16 protein-coding genes are annotated in these 21,288 nt (G+C 55.0%); 9 read left to right on the plus strand and 7 right to left on the minus strand.

All coding sequences use genetic code 11. The features are described from left to right. Positions 1-36: 36 nt before the first annotated feature. Complete coding sequence (locus RCCS2_RS01145; RefSeq protein ID WP_008230668.1) at positions 37-1,572, minus strand: lipopolysaccharide biosynthesis protein; 1,536 nt, start codon at positions 1,570-1,572, stop codon at positions 37-39. A gap of 230 nt (positions 1,573-1,802) precedes the next feature. Here RCCS2_RS01145 and RCCS2_RS01150 point away from each other — a divergent pair, with 230 nt between their 5' ends. The 6 genes from RCCS2_RS01150 to RCCS2_RS01175 all read left to right on the plus strand — a co-directional run bounded on the left by RCCS2_RS01150 (position 1,803) and on the right by RCCS2_RS01175 (position 10,100). Further along, positions 1,803-2,939: a glycosyltransferase gene (locus RCCS2_RS01150; RefSeq protein WP_008230669.1), complete on the plus strand. Its 1,137-nt coding sequence runs from the start codon at positions 1,803-1,805 to the stop codon at positions 2,937-2,939. After that, complete coding sequence (locus tag RCCS2_RS01155; RefSeq protein ID WP_008230670.1) at positions 2,936-4,225, plus strand: O-antigen ligase family protein; 1,290 nt, start codon at positions 2,936-2,938, stop codon at positions 4,223-4,225. The genes RCCS2_RS01150 and RCCS2_RS01155 overlap by 4 nt, the downstream gene beginning before the upstream one ends. Then, positions 4,222-5,409, plus strand: a complete 1,188-nt coding sequence (locus tag RCCS2_RS01160; protein ID WP_083791125.1) for a glycosyltransferase — start codon at positions 4,222-4,224, stop codon at positions 5,407-5,409. The genes RCCS2_RS01155 and RCCS2_RS01160 overlap by 4 nt, the downstream gene beginning before the upstream one ends. Before the next feature lie 121 nt (positions 5,410-5,530). Beyond that, complete coding sequence (locus RCCS2_RS01165) at positions 5,531-6,739, plus strand: polysaccharide biosynthesis/export family protein (protein ID WP_008230673.1); 1,209 nt, start codon at positions 5,531-5,533, stop codon at positions 6,737-6,739. 132 nt (positions 6,740-6,871) lie between these two features. Beyond that, positions 6,872-9,232 (plus strand): exopolysaccharide transport family protein, encoded by a 2,361-nt coding sequence (locus RCCS2_RS01170; protein WP_008230674.1) that lies wholly within the window; start codon positions 6,872-6,874, stop codon positions 9,230-9,232. Between the two features lie 28 nt (positions 9,233-9,260). Beyond that, positions 9,261-10,100, plus strand: a complete 840-nt coding sequence (locus tag RCCS2_RS01175) for a sulfotransferase domain-containing protein (RefSeq protein WP_008230675.1) — start codon at positions 9,261-9,263, stop codon at positions 10,098-10,100. 48 nt (positions 10,101-10,148) lie between these two features. Here RCCS2_RS01175 and RCCS2_RS01180 read toward each other — a convergent pair whose 3' ends face one another. Beyond that, positions 10,149-11,780 (minus strand): alpha-D-glucose phosphate-specific phosphoglucomutase, encoded by a 1,632-nt coding sequence (locus RCCS2_RS01180; RefSeq protein WP_008230676.1) that lies wholly within the window; start codon positions 11,778-11,780, stop codon positions 10,149-10,151. A gap of 109 nt (positions 11,781-11,889) precedes the next feature. After that, a complete protein-coding gene (locus RCCS2_RS01185; protein ID WP_008230677.1) occupies positions 11,890-12,231 on the minus strand; it encodes a RidA family protein in 342 nt (113 codons plus the stop codon). A gap of 223 nt (positions 12,232-12,454) precedes the next feature. Between RCCS2_RS01185 and RCCS2_RS01190 the strand changes: the two genes are divergently transcribed. Both RCCS2_RS01190 and RCCS2_RS01195 read left to right on the plus strand, forming a co-directional pair. Beyond that, positions 12,455-13,906, plus strand: a complete 1,452-nt coding sequence (locus RCCS2_RS01190; protein ID WP_008230680.1) for an aldehyde dehydrogenase family protein — start codon at positions 12,455-12,457, stop codon at positions 13,904-13,906. Then, a complete protein-coding gene (locus RCCS2_RS01195) occupies positions 13,906-14,880 on the plus strand; it encodes a membrane dipeptidase (protein ID WP_008230681.1) in 975 nt (324 codons plus the stop codon). Before RCCS2_RS01190 ends, RCCS2_RS01195 begins: the two co-directional genes overlap by 1 nt. Here RCCS2_RS01195 and RCCS2_RS01200 read toward each other — a convergent pair. From RCCS2_RS01200 to RCCS2_RS01215, 4 genes are all read right to left on the minus strand, one after another. Next, on the minus strand, positions 14,874-16,328 hold the full coding sequence (locus tag RCCS2_RS01200) for an aldehyde dehydrogenase family protein (protein ID WP_008230682.1): 1,455 nt from the start codon (positions 16,326-16,328) through the stop codon (positions 14,874-14,876). The two genes, RCCS2_RS01195 and RCCS2_RS01200, sit on opposite strands and share 7 nt — an antisense overlap. Further along, on the minus strand, positions 16,328-17,776 hold the full coding sequence (locus RCCS2_RS01205) for a TRAP transporter large permease (protein WP_008230684.1): 1,449 nt from the start codon (positions 17,774-17,776) through the stop codon (positions 16,328-16,330). The genes RCCS2_RS01200 and RCCS2_RS01205 overlap by 1 nt, the downstream gene beginning before the upstream one ends. Positions 17,777-17,779: 3 nt before the next feature. After that, positions 17,780-18,583, minus strand: a complete 804-nt coding sequence (locus tag RCCS2_RS01210; protein ID WP_008230687.1) for a TRAP transporter small permease subunit — start codon at positions 18,581-18,583, stop codon at positions 17,780-17,782. 85 nt (positions 18,584-18,668) lie between these two features. Next, complete coding sequence (locus RCCS2_RS01215) at positions 18,669-19,715, minus strand: TRAP transporter substrate-binding protein (RefSeq protein WP_037292978.1); 1,047 nt, start codon at positions 19,713-19,715, stop codon at positions 18,669-18,671. Between the two features lie 367 nt (positions 19,716-20,082). Here RCCS2_RS01215 and RCCS2_RS01220 point away from each other — a divergent pair, with 367 nt between their 5' ends. Beyond that, positions 20,083-20,985 carry a LysR family transcriptional regulator gene (locus RCCS2_RS01220; protein WP_008230697.1) on the plus strand — a complete coding sequence of 301 codons (903 nt, stop codon included), beginning with the start codon at positions 20,083-20,085 and terminating at the stop codon, positions 20,983-20,985. Positions 20,986-21,288: the final 303 nt, after the last annotated feature.

The raw sequence follows: 21,288 nt of genomic DNA on the forward strand, positions 1-21,288 counted from the left end.
CGTTTTCAGGGGCCGCATCATGCGGCCCTTATTGTATCAACTGGATTGCCCACGCCGCTTAAAAAGGCGTTTCAGAACCTGTTCTGAAAGCACCTCACCCTCTTCGCCAAAAACCGCCGGGGCCATAAAGAACAACAGCGCGTAAGTTGCCACAAAGCCCGCAACAAGCACAAACAACAGCAACGCACCTTCAACGCCAAAAGACAAAAGACCTGCTTTTGCGCCAAACAGCGCCAGCGCCATTATGGCGCCAAGGGCAGTGTATCGTACCATCCGGCGCAAGCTGGCACCTGTGCCCAGCCCGATAAACCGGTGCACCAAACCCAACCCCATAAGATGGCAAATAACAGTCGCCACAGATACGCCAGCAGCAACCCCCCAAAGCCCGTAAGGTTGCCCGACATAAGCACCAGCGACTACCATCGCGGCATAGCTCCATTGCCAAAAGGCCGCGATATAGACCCGTCCTGCAGCCCGCAGGATTGCGCCAACGAACTGATAAGCCGTGCGAAAGAACAAAACACTGACAAGTATTTGGAACGGCAGAATTGCAGGGCCCCATTGCGGACCCATTAAAACAAGTATGACCTCTGGTGCCGCGACAACAAGCAAGGCCGTTAACGGGATTTGGGTCATGGCGACCAAAGACAGCGCACGGTTCAGCGCACGTTGAAGCCGCGGTTTGTCATCCTGTATCGACGCCAATGTCGGGAATAAAACCCTGTCCCCCATTTTTCCAACCAGTTGCGCACCCTGGCGCAGCAACAGATACGCGCGCGAATAATAACCCAGCGCCTCGGGGCCAAGCCAGCGACCGATGATGAAATAGTCACCATTCTGCGCGAGGTAATTTCCGATCTGCGTCAGCGTAATACCAAAGCCAAACTCGATCATTGATGTAAACGTTGACCACCGGAACCCGAACGCAAGGTCTTTGCGCACCGAAAAAAGGTAAAAGCCGGTTACCAAGGTCTGCTGAACAAGCTGCCCTAAAATCAAGGCCCAGGGCCCAAAGCCAAGTATCGACAGCGTGATCGCCACAGCCGCATAGCCAAAAATATAACTGAACAAGCGCATCAAGGCGATTTCGCGAAACCGCATCGACCGCTCCATCAGGGCCTCGCTGACCAGACCGGCCCCTTTGATGATGAAAAGCAACGAAAACACCTGAATAAACGGCGTCAATTCAGGCATCCGGTACAACCGCGAGATCGGTTCAGAAAGCCCATAGACAAGGCCCGCCATCAGGACACCCATGATCAGGGTCGTCACCATTCCCGTCGCAATATGATCCCGGGTCAAGGTTTTGGCCTGCACAATAGAGGGTGCGACGCCGATCCGGCCCACAACCTCTGCAAAGGCAACAACGGTTAGGGCGGCACCAACAAGACCAAATTCAGCCGGCATCAACAGGCGGGCAAGAACCAGTAGCACAATAATTTTGAGGATGGATTCAGCACCGCCACCGGCAAACATCCACAAAAAATGCCCCATGGTGCTGCCGGTCAGTGGCTTGGCTTTGCCTGCGCTTGACTTTGACGGGTCGGACGGTTTGTCGTCAGAACCGGTCATGTCTGTGCCTCGCATGGGATCAGCTTAAAAAATGTGCAAAATGAAAATATCATGGGACGATCAGCAACAGTACGCTCAGAAAAGATGATTGAAAACAAAAGCAATTTTAGAACAGTTGCGTCTGCCGCCGGGAAGAGTCAATACTAACGTACACGAAGCTGTTTTACGTGCAATTTTTTGAAGAAGCCGACACCGCAGTTGGTTTGAAGAGTTTTTGTTAGGTCGCCATTATGACACCAGCGGATTTGCTGTCTCCAGATGATGTCGTGCATTTCTATCTGCCGTCCTTTGCGGGCGGTGGCGCTGAAAGGTTCTTTATACGGATCGCCAATCAGATCGCCTCTGGCGGACGGCCCGTCAACTTTATCGTCAATCATGAAACCGGGCCGTTGCGCGATTTACTGTCAGACGCAGTGAATGTGCAGGTTCTGGGCGTGGCAAAGGCATCGCTGGCAGTACCGCGGCTGGTCACTTACATAAAAAAGCACAAACCAAAGGTGCTGATTTCGGCGCTGACCCGCACCAATCTTGCCGCACTTCTTAGCGCGCGCATTGCAAAGGTCGGCACTCGCGTGATTGTTTGCGAACGCAACCAGTACAGCGCCCTGTTGCGCGAGCTTGATCCAGTGCGGCAATCGGTGATGACATGGTTTGTGCGGCGGCTTTATCCCACAGCGCATGCTGTGATCGGCAACACCGCCGAAGTGACGCAGGATATCGCGCGGGTTGCCCGCCTTAAGCCGCAACAGACCGGGATTATCTACAATGCCGCCCCCGACGCCAACCAGATTGAGGCGGCACGCGCGGTCAGTGTGGTTCACCCTTGGCTGGCGGATGACGCACCAGTGGCCGTGGCCATTGGCAGACTTATGCCTCAAAAAGATTATCCTACCATGCTTGGCGCGGTGGCCCAGGCGACACAACCTTTGCGTTTGCTTGTGCTTGGCGAAGGACCAGAGCAGGAAAAGCTTGAACAAACGGCGCGTGATCTTGGCATCGCTGACCGTGTGGCATTTCTGGGCTTTCAGATGGACCGTTTCGCTTATCTGGTGGGGGCCGATGTTTTTCTGCTCAGCTCGCGCACCGAAGGTTTTCCCAACGCTTTGATTGAAGCCGTCGCAGCAGGCATTCCCGCCGTGTCCACCGATTGCGCAGGTGGCGGCGCGCGCGAAATTATGGGGCGGGAATTTCCAGATCGTATCGTTCCTGTCGCTGACACACAGGCAATGGCGGCTGCCATTGATCAGGTCCTCGCAACCCGACAAACGGCAGCAGCCACCCAAGACCGCCAGCGCATTGCGAATATCGCGGCGCGTTACCAAATCAGCGAAATTGCTGATGCTTTTCTGGCAAAGGCCGCAACATGAGAACGGTTTTCCGCATATTGGAGTTTGCAATCGCACTCTTTGGATTGTTCTTCATGACCGGGTCTTTGACCACGTATCTGACACCACAGGATGCCGAAACAGCGCCGTTGGTGCAGCTGATTGGCGCGTCCCTAGGTGTCTTTGCGATACTCGTATTGGTCAGCAACCGTGGTGCCGTCTCACGGATACTCGCCGAATATTGGCTCGCCCTCCTGCCTGTCGGCTTTGCGATTGTGTCGCTTGCCTGGTCAGAAGACCTGGCATTGACACTGCGGCGCGCTGGCGGGTTAAGTTTGACCACAGCCTTTGCATTCTGGTTGGCACTTCGGTTCAATCCGGCCGAAATTTTTCGTCTGGTGGTGCTGACAGCCGTAACAGTCATACTCGCCAATTACCTCTATATCCTGCAAGAGCCATCCCGCGGCATTCACCAATCCTATGATCTTGTTGGCGCGCAGCATGCGGGCTCTTGGCGGGGGCTGTTCGGTCACAAAAATGACTTTGGACGGGTGATTGCGTTTGTTGCGTCAATTCTGTTGGTGGGTTTTGCACTAGGCAAAGGTCAAAAATACTTGCGCTGGTTGGCCATGCCGCTCGCCGGGCTTGTGGTTTTGCTTATCATCAAGACCAGTTCGTCTCAGGCGGTGCTTTTGGGTGCCGCAGTGCCTGTCATCATGGCAGTGTTTCTAGGCATGCGGTCTATGTCAGCACCGGCGCGATCACTGGTTTTGATTATTGCCTTGCCATTCGCGGTGATTGGGCTGCTTTCAGCACAGCTGCTTTTTGAATACCTTCTGGGTCTTCTGGGGCGCGACGCCACACTGACCGGACGCACAATCATTTGGGAAGGTGTGTTCATCGCCCTTGGCGGCAATGTAGTTGCGGGCGGCGGATACGGTGCCGGATGGCAGGTCGTGGGCCCGCAACTGACGGCGTTGACCGGGTTTGAGGTTGGGCATGCGCATAACGGCTTTCTGGATCTTGCCGTCGATATTGGTGTTGTCGGTCTTGGCATGACCTTGGTCTTTATGATGTGGCTGGGCAGCTTTGCGTTCAGCAATCTGATGCGCGGCCATAATCCAGAACTGTCAGCGATTGCGCTGACGGTCGTTGTTTTTTCGTTGATCGGCAACGTCGCAGGTTCATTCCTGCTACAACACAACAGCATCTTCTGGGTGCTGGCCGTCGCCACATTCGCCAAGCTCAAAGAAAGAGAACGGGCCGCCAAAGGTGCCATGGACCGCGACGATACGGATTACGCTACAGCGTTCTTGCGTCCATCATGACTATGACACCGCAACTTTCCGCCAATATTAGGCCTGATGACACGCTAGCCCTAGGCCAACGGATCAGCTTTCTGATCAACTCAATGGAGGGTGGCGGCGCTGAACGCGCAATGGCAAATCTGCTCTCTCATCTACAAAGCGCGCTGGCTGAACAAACCGTTGAGCTTATTTTGCTTGATGATTTACCCCGAAAACAGGATCTGCCTGAAAACCTGCGTATCGTGACACTTGATGGGCGCGGGAAAATGGGGCGAAGCCTGTCAGAGCTGCGCCGATATTGGACATCACCTGACAACCGACCGGACGTCTGTGTCAGTTATCTCGCGCGCGCGAATGTCGTGAATGTCTGGTTGGCCCGGCGCTTTGGCCACCGCGCGTTGATTAGCGAACGGGTTCACACGTCCAGCCATCTGGCTGGCGCGCGCGCTGCACCTCTTCTTAAATTCATCACGCGCAGAACCTATCCAAGGGCTGATCATGTGATTGCCGTAAGCGGCGGTGTGTCCGAGGATCTATCCGAAAACTACGGCGTTTCACCGGATATAATATCGGTCATTGGAAACCCGATCGACAGTGATCGGTTGCAAGCATTGGCCGCAGAACCACCTGCCCTGTCACTGCCAAATGACTATTTTCTTGGCGTGGGCCGCCTTGTGGCCAATAAGAACTTTGCACTGACGCTGGATGCACTTGCCACCGTGCCTAACGCGCCTTCGCTGGTCATTCTGGGTCATGGCCCGGAAGAAGGCGCATTGCGGGCGCAGGCAGAACGGCTGGGGATTACCGCGCGCGTGATCTTTGCCGGGTTCATCGAAAACCCCTATCCGGTCATGGCGAAAGCGCGCGCGCTCGTCTCAGCCTCGCGGGCAGAAGGTTTTCCCAATACGCTCATCGAAGCAATGACACTTGGCTGTCCCGTGATCGCAACAGATTGCCCATCCGGCCCGGCGGAAGTACTTGAAATGACGGCAGAAAAAGGGCCGCCATGGCCGGCCTCAGCGCATGGTTTGCTGGTGGCAATGGAGGATGACACGGCACTGGCGTCGGCGATCAAAACACTTTGTGATGATACCGCACAGCAGGATTATGCTGCCCGCGCCGCCAAAAGAGCGGCCGATTTCGGGCATGACGCGGTCATAGCAGCATACATGAACCTTTTATCGCGGTATGCAGCCCATGATTGAAAATGCCGCCATCGCGCGTTTCCTCATTATAATGCGGGGCGAATCATGCAATAATGTAATGGTAAGACCCGCTAAGCTCCGATTTATTAAGGACAACTTAGTTCGTTCAGGAATTGTACAAATGAAATTTGGTTTTAGTTATCCATGGGCGCTGTCCATCTTGCTATCGGCTTTTGTCTGGCTTGGCGCACCTGCTTCGGCACAAGACAATTACCCAATCGGGCCGGGCGATGTGCTTGAAATATCCTTCTTGTCTAACCCCACTTTTGATCGCCGCGTGCAGGTCGGGATCGACGGCAGCGTTTTTCTACCGCTGATTGGCGAACTGAATGTCCGCGACCAAAGCATCAACAACCTGCGCGAGCGTGTCGCCGATTTGATGGCTGGCTCGGTCTTTCGTGAACGCGAAGGCAGCGAATTTGTCTTGGTGTCCGTCGACTCTGATGAGGTCATTCTGGAAGTCGCTGAATACCGTCCCATTTTTGTTGATGGTGCCGTTAATTCACCCGGTCAGCAGTCGTTTTTGGTTGGCATGACCGCACGCCAGGCGATTGCAGGCGCACGTGGTTTGGTCAATGAGATGCAGGTCACACCCAGCCAGTCAGAGGTGCGCAACCACCCTCGTGTTCTGATGGCTGATCTTGTCGGCGTCTTGGCCGAAATGGCAGTTTACGAGGCCATTCTGAACAATACAGGCGAAATTGATTTCACCGAGATTGAGCGCCTGAATGCGCCCGAACAACTGATCAACAACGCCATCGGGTTGGCCCGCAGCCAGCTTGCGACCTCAAGTGACATTCTGACAGAAGAGCTTTCTTTTTTGGACACCAGCGTGCTGGAAGCAGAGGCACGGATCATTTCTGCCTTGCGCCATGAAGAATCCGTCACCGGCATCGTCGAAACCGAAGAGGCCGAGGTCACGCGTATCGAAGGTCTTGTCGCGCGCAGGCTGGCATCAAGCGAACTGCTGACCCAAACCCGCCGCCTGTACCTGCAAGCCATTGATCGGCTGGGCAATGTGCAGGCAGACCGGCTCGAGGCCGAGGCTGATCGCCGCCAGCTGGTGCTTGAACGCAATCAGGCGGTCCGCGAACGTGCGCTTGAAATACAAGCACGTTTGCAAGAATTGTCGCAGCAGGCATCACAATTGCGGGTGCGAATTGAATTAACCTCGGTTGGGCCGGTGACCTTGGATGGCAACGAAACCGCCACTGTTGCACCGCGCATTGTGATTTTCCGGCAAATTGCCGGACAGGCCCAGGAAATTGATGCCCAACCTGAAACGCCACTCATCCCTGGGGATGTCGTGAACGTCAGCTTGCGCAACTGAAAGCAAACCAAAGGTCAGCAGCGGCGCCAATTTGAATGGCGCAAGCTGACCATAGTAACGAGTTAGATTAGATCGGTCGGTCCGCTGCGGCACAGAGCCCAAGACATTTGACCGACTTAAAGGAGAAGCCCGATGGACGAAAAAAGCGCTGTACTCCCGCGCACTGGTCGGCGGTTGACGATACCGCCCCGGCTGAATTTCGAACCTGTCTCGGCGGGCAGCCAAAGTGCGCCAACGCCATTGTTCGATTTCAAATCGGTCTGGCGCCTGTTCCGACGCCGCATCATTCTGATCTTGCTTGTGACAGCGCTTTGTACCGGCGCCACGGTCTTTCTGCATAGTCTGATCCCGAACGCCTACACTTCAAACACCCGCATTCTATTGGATGAGCAAAGCGTAAACCCCTTTGACGGCAATGAAGTCTTTGCCGAAATCGGCTTGTCGAACCCGGCTGTCGAAAGCCAAATGTTGGTCATGCGGTCCCCCTTTTTGCTGGCACAAGTGGTCGAACGTCTGGATCTTAGCAACGATGTAGAATTCATGTCGGCCCCAACGACACCAATGCGCGACAGGTTGATCGCGCTACGCAATGACGTTTTTCCCGGCTCAGTGAACACCTATGAAAAAACCGAACCCGAACGGTTTCAGCATGCGGTCGAAACGCTTCGGTCCAATCTTGATGTCAGCCGAAATGCCCGCACATTGGTTATTCAATTAAAGTTCACATCGACATCGCCGCAACTGGCGTCTGATGTTGTGAATGCGGTCGCCCAAACCTACGTCGAAAGTCGGCTTGGTGTCCGGCAGGATACCGCGCTACGGGCCGCCGAATGGTTCGATGAACGTATCGCAGAACTCAACCTGCGGGCCATTGAAGTTGAACAGGAAATGCAGCGCCTCAGCAATGGTGAGACGGCAGCATTGGCCGCATCCCAGTCTACTGCGGGCTTGCAAACGGCGCGTCAGGCCTTGCAGGACGCGATGTCCAACAGGGCCGAGATTCAGACCGATGTACTGCGCTTGCGCACGATCATCTCTAACGGGCGTGGACTGCGAAGCATTCCACCCAACCTGATGGATGATGAAATGCGCGCCCTTGCCGCACAAGCTGAAACCTTGCGCGATCAGGTTGCACGGATCACTGATGAAACGCCCGATGACACGGCGCAAATTGCAGCACTCACATCCGAGATAGATGCGCTTGAAGCTGCGGGAGATGCGCTTTTGAACGCTATGCTGGCTGACGCGGAAGAGCGGATTACCACCGCAGAAGCAGCAGAATTCGAAGCGCAAACAGCCTTTGCCTCTGCCCGCGATGCTGGCGGCGTCAATATCACTGACAGTATCGAAGTTGAGTTGCGTTCGCTGGAAGGCGAAGCACGCGTTTACCGTCAGCTTTATGAAAGCTATCTCGAAAGCTATTTGCGGACAGTGCAGCAGCAAAGCTTCCCATCAACTGAAGCCACGATCATTCAAACTGCCGTGGACCCCGACAATCCTGACGGCCCCGGATTGGCCCGGTTGCTGGTCCTTGGGGTGTTGGTTGGCCTGACGCTTGGGGCGGCTGGCGCTTTTGTGATTGAAGCCTCAGACGGGCGGCTGCGCACCGCCGGGCAATTGTCACGGGCGGCGCGTGCGCCTTTCCTTGGCGCGCTGCCAGAACGATGGGACGACCTGTCAGAAGCTGCGGCGCGTGCCGATCAATCAAAAATCCCTGTGATCCAGGTGGTCAAACGCGTACGCGAAACCCGCCAGGAAACAATTTCATTGCCTGAAAACCTCGTCTCACTGATCCGCAAGGAACCACAGATGTACGCGGCTATCAGCCATCCTTTGTCCGCCTACTCTGAAACGATCCGTCGCGTGAATGTAGAGGCTGACAACCTGCATGCGCTGATCGAACGGGACCACGGACCGGCGACCAAAATCATCGGTTTCATCTCTGATCAGAAAAGCAAAGGGCGCAGCGTAGCAGCTGTCAACTATGCCGAAATGCTGGCCGTTGGTGGCGGATTGACAGTGCTTGTTGATCTTGACTGGACCGGCTTGTACCTGACCGAAAGCATCGCCCCGGCGGCGCAGTGGGGGGCGGCTGAACTTGCCATGCGCAACTCTGCGACCCGGTCTGAAAAGGCGTTCTGGTATGATGAACGGACGTCGATGTATTTCCTGCCAAACCGCTCTGTCGCCAAAGGGGCCGCTCTTGATCCTCAGGCGTTTGATCAGACAAAGCTGAAAGAACTGATCTCGGCGCTGTCGATGAAGTTCGAGAATATCGTGCTGGATTTGTCGCCGATGGCAATTTCATCTGATCCGGCGGCCATGTCAGATATTGTATCCGGTTTCGTCGCCGTCGCAGATTGGGGTCAGACCCGCTCTACGTCGCTATCGACAGAACTGCGCCGCGCCGCCATTCAGCCGCCCAAACTTTTGGGCACTGTGATGAACGGCGTGTCGATGAAGAAACTGGCGGATTATGAAGCCGCAGGCTGACGACCAATCACGATAAAGGACCACATCCATGGCTATTCATGATCCTTTCGTTTTGTTTGTTGGACCGACAAAATCGGGCACGACCTGGATACAGGCCTACCTTGAAGCGCGCGGTGACATCGCGCTGCCTGAAGGCATGAAAGAAACGTTCTTCTTCGACAAGGTCTACGAAAAGGGCTTTGACTGGTACGCGGGCCTGTTTCCGCCCGCAACCGACACCCGCATCAGAGCAGAGGTTGCGCCATCATTGTTTCACAAACCTGTTGTTTCTGAACGGGTCGCAAAACATCTGCCCAACGCACGGATTATCTGTACCGTGCGTGACCCCCATGATCGCGCCGTGTCGCATTACTTTCACTATCGCATGCGGGGTGCGCCCAAAATGTCATTGCGCGAAATGGCCGACACCTACACCGATGTTATAGAAGCAGGCCTTTTTTCACGCCATGTCGCCCGATGGGAAGACACCTTTGGCCCTGATCGGGTGCATCTGATGTCCTATCAACTGCTCAGAGATGACCCTGATGCATTCTGTCGTCAGCTTTGCGACGCATTACAAATCGACTTCAAACCACCGCAAAGCGCATTGATCAACAGCAAGGTAAACGCCGCCAAAGTGCCGCGCAGCTTGCTTGCCGCGCGCGTTGTGCAATCGGTGACGACGTTTTTCCGCAGACGCAATGCCAGTATGCTCAAGTCCATGTTGAAACGTTTGCCGATCAAGCGATGGGTGTATTCTGGCGGCGCTGACCTTACGGAAGAACGCCAAAGTATCAAGAAACAGTCTGCATCGCTTTCAGATGTATTATCGGACGATTGGAACGCCTTTACCAAAAGGGCAGATTTTCCCGCACGGCAAACCGACTGAAAAACGGCGACGCCTTTCTGTTACAGGGTTCAGAGGTCGCATGTTCACTCAGGTTATCACATCTGGCGCCGTTCGGCCTGTGATTGCCGCAAGGTCAGACAGGCCCAATACAGCGTCGTGCACATTGGCCAGCACCTTTTGCGGGTCTTCTGACAGACGGTCATGGCGCGTTTCCAACTGTTCCAGATAAAGCCGGATCGTCGCCCCTTGTGTGCCCGTGCCCGAAAGACGGAACACGGCCCGTGCGCCACCCTCAAAAACAATCCGTATGCCTTGGCCATCAGACCGAGACCGATCAACCGGATCGACATAAGAAAACTCATCAGCCATTTGCACCTGCTGTTCACCAATCATCGCGCCTGCCAACATGGGTAATTTTGACCGCAAGCCGTCAATCACAGCATTTGCTTTTTCGCTATCGACAGCTTCATAGTCAAATCGCGCATAATAGCACCGACCATGTGCCGCCCAAAGATCTGCCATCAACGCGGAAACGGATTTTTGCGTTTCCGCCAGGATATTCAGCCATAGCAAAACCGCCCAAAGCCCGTCTTTCTCGCGCACATGATCGGATCCGGTACCGGCGCTTTCCTCGCCGCATAATGTGACCTTGCCTGCATCCAGCAGGTTGCCAAAAAACTTCCACCCTGTTGGCGTCTCAAAACATCCGATCCCAAGGCTTTCGGCCACCCGGTCAACGGCCCGTGATGTTGGCATTGAGCGCGCAACACCCGCAAGCCCATCGCGATAGCCAGGTGCCAAATGTGCATGTGCCGTCAACAGCGCAAGGCTGTCAGAAGGGGTGACATAGGCACCGCGCCCAACGATCATATTGCGGTCGCCGTCGCCATCCGATGCCGCCCCAAAATCAGGCGCATCGGGGGCATACATCTTGTTCATCAACATCTTGGCCCAGGTGGGGTTGGGGTCTGGATGTCCCTTGCCGAAATCAGGGCTGGGTGTGCCATTGATGACCGTGCCTTTTGGCGCGCCAAGCATGTCTTCAAGAATAGCGTGGGCATAGGGACCCGTGACTGCATGCATGGCGTCAAAACACATTGTGAAGCCGCCCGCGAACAGCGCGCCGATCTTATCAAAGTCGACGATTGTTTGCATCAGCGCGGCATAGTCCGACACTGGATCAACGATTTCGACAGCCATTTCGCCAAGGGTCTGATGCCCGATAGTCGCCAGATCAACATCATCTGCTGCGCATATTTTATAGTGTTTGATAGCCTTGGTACGTTCGAAAATCGCGTCTGTGACAGCTTCGGGCGCTGGTCCACCATTGGGGCCATTGTATTTCAAGCCAAAGTCCGCGTCAGGGCCACCGGGATTATGGCTGGCAGACAGGATCAGCCCGCCATCCGCTTGTTTCAGGCGAATAAGGTGCGATGCCGCTGGCGTCGATAACAACCCGCCCTGCCCCACAATGCATTTGGCCGCGCCATTGGCCGCTGCCATCCGCAGAATGATCTGGATCGCCGTATCATTGAAAAAACGGCCATCGCCGCCCAAGACCAACGTCTTGCCAGTCACACCGCCAATGCCGTCAAATGTTGACTGAACATAGTTCTCAAGAAAGTTGGGCTCTTGAAAAACAGCTGTCTTTTTACGAAGACCACTGGTCCCCGGTTTTTGGCCTGCGATGGGCGTCGTCTGCACGGTCTGCGTCAGCATTAAGTGTCCTCTCTACTGCCGTCATCTTCAATCAAATGCATCATGACATGCCAGACCTTATCGTCATTTCGGCGGATGAAAGCAGAAAGAGGCCGAAATCGCCCAGACCTTACGCGTAAGCCGCGTCTACGATGAATTCCACCTTCAATTCAGGCCGCGCCAGTTTCGCTTCGCCACAAGCACGCGCTGGGGCATGACCCGCGGGAACCCAAGCGTTCCAAACTTCGTTCAAACCGGCAAAATCCTGCATATCTGCCAGCCAAATTGTGACCCGCAACATATTCTCGCGCGATGATCCGGCCTGTTCCAGTAGCGCATCAATCTTGTCCAGACAGATGCGCACCTGTTCTTGGATCGTATCCCCTTCCGCAACCTGCCCGGTCAAATAGGCCACACCGTTATGCTTGACGATCTTCGAAGACCTCTTGCCGGTTTCAATACGTTCAATCATGGGACGATCCTTTCAATTCTTGCGGGCGGTCAAGCCACCGTTCTGTCGTAAGTGTCATGGGCTTTTCGCAACAGGAAAGGCAAGTGTTTTCAGGTTTTCGTCTTGAAACAGGCCTGTCATGTCGCTGGCGCAATGCAAAACCCGATCCCTTTATTTTATGAGTGCCTCCAAGATAGCAATCGGATACTCAGGCGTCACGTAATACACATTCAAGGATACGATTATGTCAGAACTGCACCAAAACTATATCGCAGGTGAGTGGGTTTCAGGCGCGTCCGAAATCGAAAACCGCAACCCTTCTGATTTGACTGACATGATCGGCATGTTTGCCCAAGCAAGCGCGGATCAGCTGGATGCAACATTGGATCAAGCACACCAAGCGCAGGCTGAATGGGCGGCCTATGGGATAGAGCGCAAGCAAGCTGTGCTGATGGCCATCGGTAATGAATTGATGTCACGCGCCGAAGAACTGGGCACATTGCTCAGCCGCGAAGAGGGCAAGCCTTTGGCCGAAGGCAAAGGCGAGGTCTATCGCGCCGGCCAGTTTTTCACCTATTACGCCGCCGAATGCCTGCGTCAGTTGGGCGAAAATGCGGATTCAGTCCGCGATGGGGTCGAGATTGATGTGCGCCGCGAGCCGGTTGGCGTTGTGGCGGTGATCTCACCCTGGAACTTTCCTATGGCAACGGCCTCTTGGAAAATCGCCCCTGCCCTTTGCTATGGCAACGCTGTGGTCTGGAAACCGGCGAATATCACCCCCGCCTCAGCCGTGGCCCTGACCGAGATTATTGCGCGGCAGGACATTCCCAAAGGTCTGTTCAGCCTTGTGATGGGATCAGGCCGCGACATTGGCCAGCGCTTAGTGGAAAGCCCGAAGGTGAACGCGATTTCCTTTACCGGGTCTGTGCCTGTGGGCAAAGGCATTGCGGCGGCTGCGATCCAGAACCTGACCAAGGTACAGATGGAAATGGGGTCAAAGAACGCGTTGGCCGTGATGGATGATGCGGACATTGATCTGGCGGTGACTTTGGCATTGGGCGGTGCCTTTGGCGGCACCGGGCAGAAGTGCACGGCCTCATCACGGTTGATCGTGCACGCAGCAGTCCATGACGCGTTCGTCGAAAAGCTGGTAGCAGGAACCAAAGAGATGAAGGTCGGTCATGCGTTAGAAGCAGGCACCCAAATGGGGCCGGTGGTCAGCGAACAGCAGTTGAACGAAAACCTTGCCTATGCCGATTTGGGTAAATCCGAGGGGGCTGAATTGGCTTGTGGAGGGGCGCGGTTAGAGATGCCACATGACGGCTACTACATGTCCCCCGGTGTGTTCATCAATTCCACCAATACGATGCGGATTAATCGCGAAGAAATGTTTGCCCCGCTCACATCTGTCATCAAAGTGGACAGCTATGACGAAGCATTAGCCACCGTCAACGATACCAACTTTGGCCTGACCTCTGGCATCGTTACGACCAGCCTTGCGCGTGCGACGCACTTCCGGCGCAATGCGCGGACCGGTGTGGTGACGGTCAACTTGCCAACCGCTGGTACGGATTATCACGTACCATTCGGTGGGCGCGGCGACAGTTCCTACGGTCCGCGCGAGCAGGGTAAGGCCGCGGCAGAGTTTTATACCACCGTCAAGACCGCCTATATCAGTGCCGGAAAGCCGCTCTGATGCCGCGCATCGACAATCTGCAATATGCCAACTGGTCGGAAAAGATTTTCCGCCAGATGCGCGAAGGTGGTGTCGATGCGGTGCATGTCACCATCGCCTATCACGAGAATTTTCGCGAAACGGTACTGAATTTCGAACAATGGAACCGCTGGTTTGAGCAGTACTCTGATCTAATCATGAAAGGGCAGTGGGCGGCGGATGTGAACCGCGCGCAGGACACCGGGCGCACGGCGATCTTCTTTGGCTTTCAGAACCCCAGCCCGATTGAGGATGATATCGGGTTGGTCGAGATCGTGCATACGCTGGGTGCGCGCTTCATGCAGCTGACCTACAACAACCAGTCGTTGCTGGCGACGGGCTGTTACGAGGCCGAGGACACAGGCATCACCCGCATGGGCCGCCAAGTGATCAAGGAAATGAACCGCGTAGGACTGGTGGTAGATATGAGCCATTCAGCGGATCGGTCCACCATTGAGGCCGCGGACATTTCCGAGCGCCCCATCGCGATCACCCATGCTAACCCCTACGCGTGGTCCCCTGCCCTACGTAATAAGAAAGACGATGTCATCCGCGCTGTCACGCAGAACGGCGGAATGATGGGGTTCTCGGTTTATCCGCACCACCTGAAGGACAAATCCGACTGCACGCTTGAGAGCTTTTGCGAGATGATCGCGCGGACGGCAGAGAGGTTCGGCGCAGAGCATCTGGGGATCGGCAGCGACCTATGTCAGGACCAACCCGACAGCATCGTCGAGTGGATGCGCGTTGGGCGTTGGAGCAAAGAGATCGACTATGGTGAAGGCTCTGCCACAGCCCCCGGTTTTCCACCAATGCCAAGCTGGTTTCAGGACAGCCGCGACTTTGGGAATATTGAGGCTGGATTGAAGACCACTGGTTTCTCAGATGACGAAGTTGCGGGGATCATGGGCGACAATTGGCACCGGTTTTACGGCGAAAACTTCACCCCTCAGTGATGCAGCGCGGCGACTGTTTTGAGGACAGAGAACCCATAAAGCGCCTCGAACCCCTTTTCGCGCCCATGCCCTGACAAGCCTGTGCCGCCAAAGGGCAGTTCCACACCACCGCCTGCGCCGTAGTTGTTGATAAACACCTGCCCTGCGCGCAATGCGCGTGCCATACGCATTTGTCGCGCGCCATTCTCAGACCAGCACGACGCAACCAATCCAAAGTCAGTACCATTCGCAATAGTAACCGCTTCGGCTTCATCGGCGAATGGGATGATTACTTGTACCGGCCCAAAGATTTCATCTTGGGCGAGCGTATGATCAGGGGCGACATCAGCAAAAAGGGTCGGCGCGACATAGGCGCCACCAATTGATGCATCGTCGATGATCTGCCCCCGCGCAGCGATGCTCAGATCGCGACCCTTGGCAAGGAAGCCTTCCACAATTTCCTTCTGCCGCAGCGACACCAAAGGCCCCACATCCAGATCAGACAGCGCAGGGCCGCATTGCAGGGATTGATAGCGGTCGATCATCGCATCAACGATCTGATCATAGACGCCCCGCTGCACAAGAATGCGCGATGAAGCCGAGCAGGTTTGCCCGGCATTCTGGATGCCCGCGTTAACAAGAAACGGTAGGGCCGCATCAATATCAGCATCATTAAAAACCACCTGCGGGGATTTCCCGCCCAGTTCCAGCGTCACAGGCACGACATTTGCACCCGCCGATTGCTGGATCAGTTTGCCAACCCCGACCGACCCGGTGAATGAAATGTGATGCACGCCTTTATGGGCCGACAAGGCAGCCCCCGCCTCGGCCCCCAATCCCGGTACGACGTTCAAAGCGCCATCCGGCAAACCGGCCTTGCGCGCAATCTCAACGAAAGCCAAGGCGGTCAGACAAGCCTCTTCCGCGGGTTTCAGCACGCAGGCATTGCCCATCGCCAAAGCCGCCCCGACAGAACGTCCGATGATTTGCATGGGGTAATTCCAGGGGATGATGTGCCCGGTCACGCCATGCGGTTCGCGTAAAGTGTAGACGGTGTAGCCATCCAGATAGGGAATAGTTTCGCCATGCACCTTGTCGGCAGCACCGCCATAGAACTCCATATAGCGGGCCAATGCGAGCACATCCGCGCGCGCTTGTTTCAGCGGCTTGCCCACGTCCATCGCTTCAAGCTTAGCCAGCTCATCAACATGCGCAAGAACGGCGCGCCCGATCTTGGCCAGCATGCGCCCACGTTCTGCCGCTGTCGCCTTCCCCCATTCGCCAGATAGCGCAGTTTCAGCCGCCTTAATTGCCGTATCGATATCGTCGGCCTGCCCCCGCGCAATATCGCAAAGGGTACTGCCATCGGACGGGTTGATCAGCGGCAGCGTATCCCCTGAAAGCGGCGCGACCCAAGCCCCTGCAATAAAGCAGTTGCTTGGGTCGATATTCAGCGGTTTGATCGACATCAGTTGCCGTAGGCCACCGAGGGCAGCCATGTGACCAGCCAAGGGAACTCGAACACAATGAACAGACCCAGAAGCTGCAACAACACAAAGGGAATAACGCCTTTGTAGATATCGCCAATAGTCACTCCCGGCGGGCAGACACCTTTGAGGTAGAACAGCGCAAAGCCCACGGGCGGCGTCAGGAACGAGGTCTGCAAGGTCACCGCCACCAGAATGGCGAACCAAGTGATCACAGGTGCGGCCACCTGCCCAAAATCAGGAATATCCCCTTCAATCCCCAGCCCCTGAATGATCGGCAACATCAAAGGCATGATGATTATCGTGATCTCGATCCAATCCAGCAGGAAGCCCAGCAGGAAGACGATAAACAAGATGAACAGGATGATCGCATAAGGGTCTTCAAAGACCGACAGGACCAGCCCTTCAATAATCTCATCCCCGCCATAGCGCCGCAGGATGAAAGCAAAGAAATTCGCGGCAAGAAAGATACCGACGATATAGCCAGATGTGTTCAGCGTGGACCTGCTAACCTCGCGCAGAACCTTCATGTTCAGGCGTCCGTTGAACAGCGCCAGCATCGTCGCACCAAGCGCGCCAAGGCCGGATGCTTCGGTCGGCGTGGCGATGCCGGCAAAGATGGAACCCAGCACCAACAAAATCAGGATCATTGGTGGGATAACGGCCAGCAGCACCTCTTTGACAACGGGCCAACCAACCTCTTCAGTCTTTTCCGGCACAGGCATCGCATCTGGTTTGATCAGGCCGTAGATAACGATGAAGGTGATATAAAGCGCACCAAGGATCAGACCGGGGAAAAGCGCGCCCATGAACAGATCACCAAGGCTGATCGCCAATTGGTCGGACATAATCACCAGCATGATCGACGGCGGGATCAGAATACCCAATGTACCGGCAGAGGCGATCGTGCCTGTCGCAATCGGTTTCGAATAGTTCTGCTGCATCATGGCGGGCAGCGCCATCACACCAAGCAGGGTCACGGATGCACCGATCACGCCGGTTGAGGCGGCCAAAATGATCCCGATCAACAGCACTGTCAGCGACAGACCGCCCCGCAAGCTGCCAAACAGCTTTTGCATCGACCGCATCATGCGTTGCGCCACACCGGATTGGTCCAGCATGAGACCCATGAAGATAAACATCGGCAAGGCGACCAGAACCGGGTTTTTAACCGTGCTACCGAAAATACGCCCCGAAAGCGCACCAAGGCGCTGGTAGTCGATGCCGGTGCGATCAAACTCGATGATATCGCGAAAATAGCTGCGATAAGGATCGAGGAAGACCTCAGCGATCACCACGAAGACAAGGCTGACGCCCACCAGTGCCATCGCCACCGGGATGCCGCGGAACAGCATCCAGATGAACGTCAGGAACATGACGATGACGGCGATTTCATTCAGGGTCAGGAATTGTCCAATAAATGACAGCATGAATTAAGCCCCCGACTTACGTGAGCTATCCATGGCGCGCAGCACAAAGATAAGGATCGGTGTGATGATCAAAGCGGCGATCACGGTATAGGTGATTTCGTAGTTGCCGAACTCTAATTCGCCAAAGGCCGGACCGCGTGCGATGTCACGGCTGCTGGTGCCTTCTTCGGCAAGCACTGACATGACGCCGTAGAGACCGTAATAGATGGCAAGGTTGATCAGCAAGAATGTCGCAGGGAAAGCACCCCACATTTGACGCCACAGCTTTGGCGGGTGAAAGCGCGCAATATTGCGAACAACCGCCGACCAGCATGCGATGCCGATAAAGATGAATGACAGGTTCATGAATACTTTCAGTATCCACAGGTTATGCAAACCGTTGGGACTGTCTGAACCTTCGTTGGCCCGCACAGAACTGAGGGCGTAATCATAGGTGACATCCCACGAAAGGATAATGAAAGGCAGGAAAAGCCAGCCTATCGCAAAAATATTGATCCGGGTCTTCTTTTCGCGGGGAAACCCATCGTACAGGATATCAACCCGGACATGACTGTCAGTAGTGACAGCATAGCCAACACCCATCAAAACTGCAGCACCATAAAGCCACCACTGCAGATCATCGAGCCAGGCCTGGTTCATGCCAGCATTGCGCAAGATCACCTGTGCGGTGATGGCCAGCATCAGGATCGGAAACAGCCAGGCCGCGATGTTGGACAGCTGCACCACAAAGCGATCGCCGCGATTATGCTCTTCACGTCCCACTTCGCCGGGGTCTGATACTGCGACAAGTTCTTCTGGTGATTCCATGACAGGTGGGTCCTTTGCGCTGGCGTGCAGTCAAAGGGGCGGACACGTGGGCCGCCCCTTTGCATATCGTCACATCAATTCAGGATCAGTTCCGTGGACGTGGCAGATAGATGTTGTTCACCCAGGTTTTGTAACCTGCTCGATACTCCTGCAGGTCATCCCAGACCAGTTTGAAGTATTCATCCTCGGCGGCCAGTTCTGCGGCAACTTCGTTCCATGTTGCCTCAAACGTATCCAGCATCTCGTCCGGCCACTGGCGGATCGTCACGCCGTTTTCTTCGACGTTGGCGATCATAGCGGCATAGTTCTTGGCTTCACCTTCCGCATAGTTGGTGGTGATGTTGGCCAGGCAAGCGACCTCAATCTGGTTCTGTGCAAACTCATCCAGATCATCCCAGCGGTCCTTGTTGATCAACAACTCAAACAATGTTGCAGGCTGGTGCCAGCCGGGGAAGTAATTGTTGGATGCGATGTTGTAGAAACCCAGACGCTGGTCAATTAACGGCATGGAAAACTCTGTCGCATCAATCGCACCACGCTCAAGTGCGGGGAAAATGTCACCCGCAGCAAGCAAGGATGTCGATACGCCCAAACGCTGCATCACTTCGGCACCCAGACCAAAGAAGCGCATGTTCAAACCTTCAAGATCGGCCACGCTTTCAATCGGTTCTTTGAACCAACCGGATGTTTCAGGCGCGATAATACCGCAAGGCATGACCTTCACGTTATAGCCATTCTCATCATACATACGCTGGAACAGCTCTGCACCGTCATCATACAGCATCCAGCCCAGGAATTCGCCGGCCTCTGGGCCAAACGGCACAGCAGCAAACAGCGACGCGGCAGTGATTTTACCCTGCCAATAACCAGACGTGGTATAGGCCGCATCAACTGAACCGTTTGATACAGCATCCAGCGCCTCAAGCGTTGGAACCAATTCGCCGGGATCAAAGTGTTCAAACTCGACCTCTGTCGAAATACTGTTGATCTTGTCAACAAAGTCGACACCCGCAGTGCCAAGGATCGGTAGGTTGCGCGAAAACCCAGACGTCATCTCAAGCACTTCTTGGGCTTGTGCCGCCCCACCTGTGGTCATTGCTGCCACAAGACCCATTGCCATTACTTTTTTCATCGTGTTCCTCCCAGAATGTCGCCGCCTAACTTTGCAGGCGGCATGTTGGTCAAAGTTACCAAAAGACGGGGTGTGACCAGCAAACCGTCTTTGTTTTGCTTCGGGGCAGTTGCCCGAACCTATGCGGCGGTGTGATGTGTCTCCTTGATCTCAGTCAAGGTTCCCAAACAATCCATGGCAGTGCCTCCCAACACCGCACGGACCTTTGCGTTCTGACCATCATCCCCGCCACAATATGAACCATCACTATTGACGACTTTTTTCGTTCTGTAAGCAAGATTTCCATAAATTTGGTTCAGAAAAACTTATTGACTATTAAGAAAATCAGAATGATTGATGGATTAAGACAAGAATCGCGAGACAGCCCATGTCGGACATCAACCTAAAGCTGTTGCAATCATTTCTCCTTGTCGCTCAGCATGGTAGCTTCCGCCGTGCGGCCGAAACGGCAAGGCGCTCGACCGCCGCGATCAGTATGCAAATCAAGGAATTGGAAGATCAGGTCGGCATGCGGCTGTTTGTGCGGCAACCCAAAAAGGTCACCCTGACCCCGAATGGCCACCTCCTTTATGAAAAAACTGCCCGCGCGATGCGTGATATTGACGATGGATTTCAGTCCCTGTCCGATATTGCCACGTTGCGGCAGTCCGCCGTTACAATCGCCTGCGCGCCAACTCTGGCCCCGAAACGCGTTGGCGGTGTACTGACCACTTTTCGGCGTCGTTTCCCCGACAGCAGTGTCCGCCTTATTGAGGCGCCCCCGGCCACTGCACTTGAAATTCTTGAACGGCAGGTGGCCGAATTCTATGTCGGGCCGTCCGTGTCGAACCTTAAAACCTTTACCTTCGAAAAACTGACGGACGAACCATTGCGAGCGTGCATTCCACCGGAATTTGACCGTGGCCAACGTGCAATCAGTTTCGAGGACCTCAAGGAGGTGCCGATCATTCTGCTTGATCGCTCAACCGCCATTCGCACATTGATTGACGATATTCTGCACCGCAAAAACCTGTCGTTGAATGTGGCTTACGAACTGCAAAACGCATTCACCGCCCTCAGCTTTGCGTCTGCGGGGCTAGGCGTTGCAATGTTGCCTTCGATTGCCATCGAGATGGCGGAATTTGACGGCTTTCGCGTCGTACCTTTTCGAGAGCCCGAGGCGGCGCGTTCGGTCGGTATTATTGCGGAAAAAGGGTATGTGCAGCACAACTATTCAGAACAGTTGATGCGTTTGATACGCGCAGCCTTTGTGGCGCCAGCTGACATATGACGCCTGTAAACTGATCAGGTTGCGATGGTGCCCGCGGCCGGACTCGAACCGGCACGGCCTTACGGCCAAGAGATTTTAAGTCATTGAATAATAGACATATTACCACCTAATAGCACCTAATCAGGGTAGGTACGTGTCAGTGATGATCGGCAGGACCGATGAGGTGTCGCTGCGCAACGCCAGAGAGCGTTCGGCAGAGCTCAGACCTCTGCACTGACCGAAATCATGCTGACCACGTCCGGCGGCGACATCCAGACCATCCAGCGCAAGCACAAGGATGACTTCATTGGCTAGGCTGTACCC

The organism is Roseobacter sp. CCS2 (genome assembly GCF_000169435.1).
Lineage (GTDB): Bacteria > Pseudomonadota > Alphaproteobacteria > Rhodobacterales > Rhodobacteraceae > Yoonia.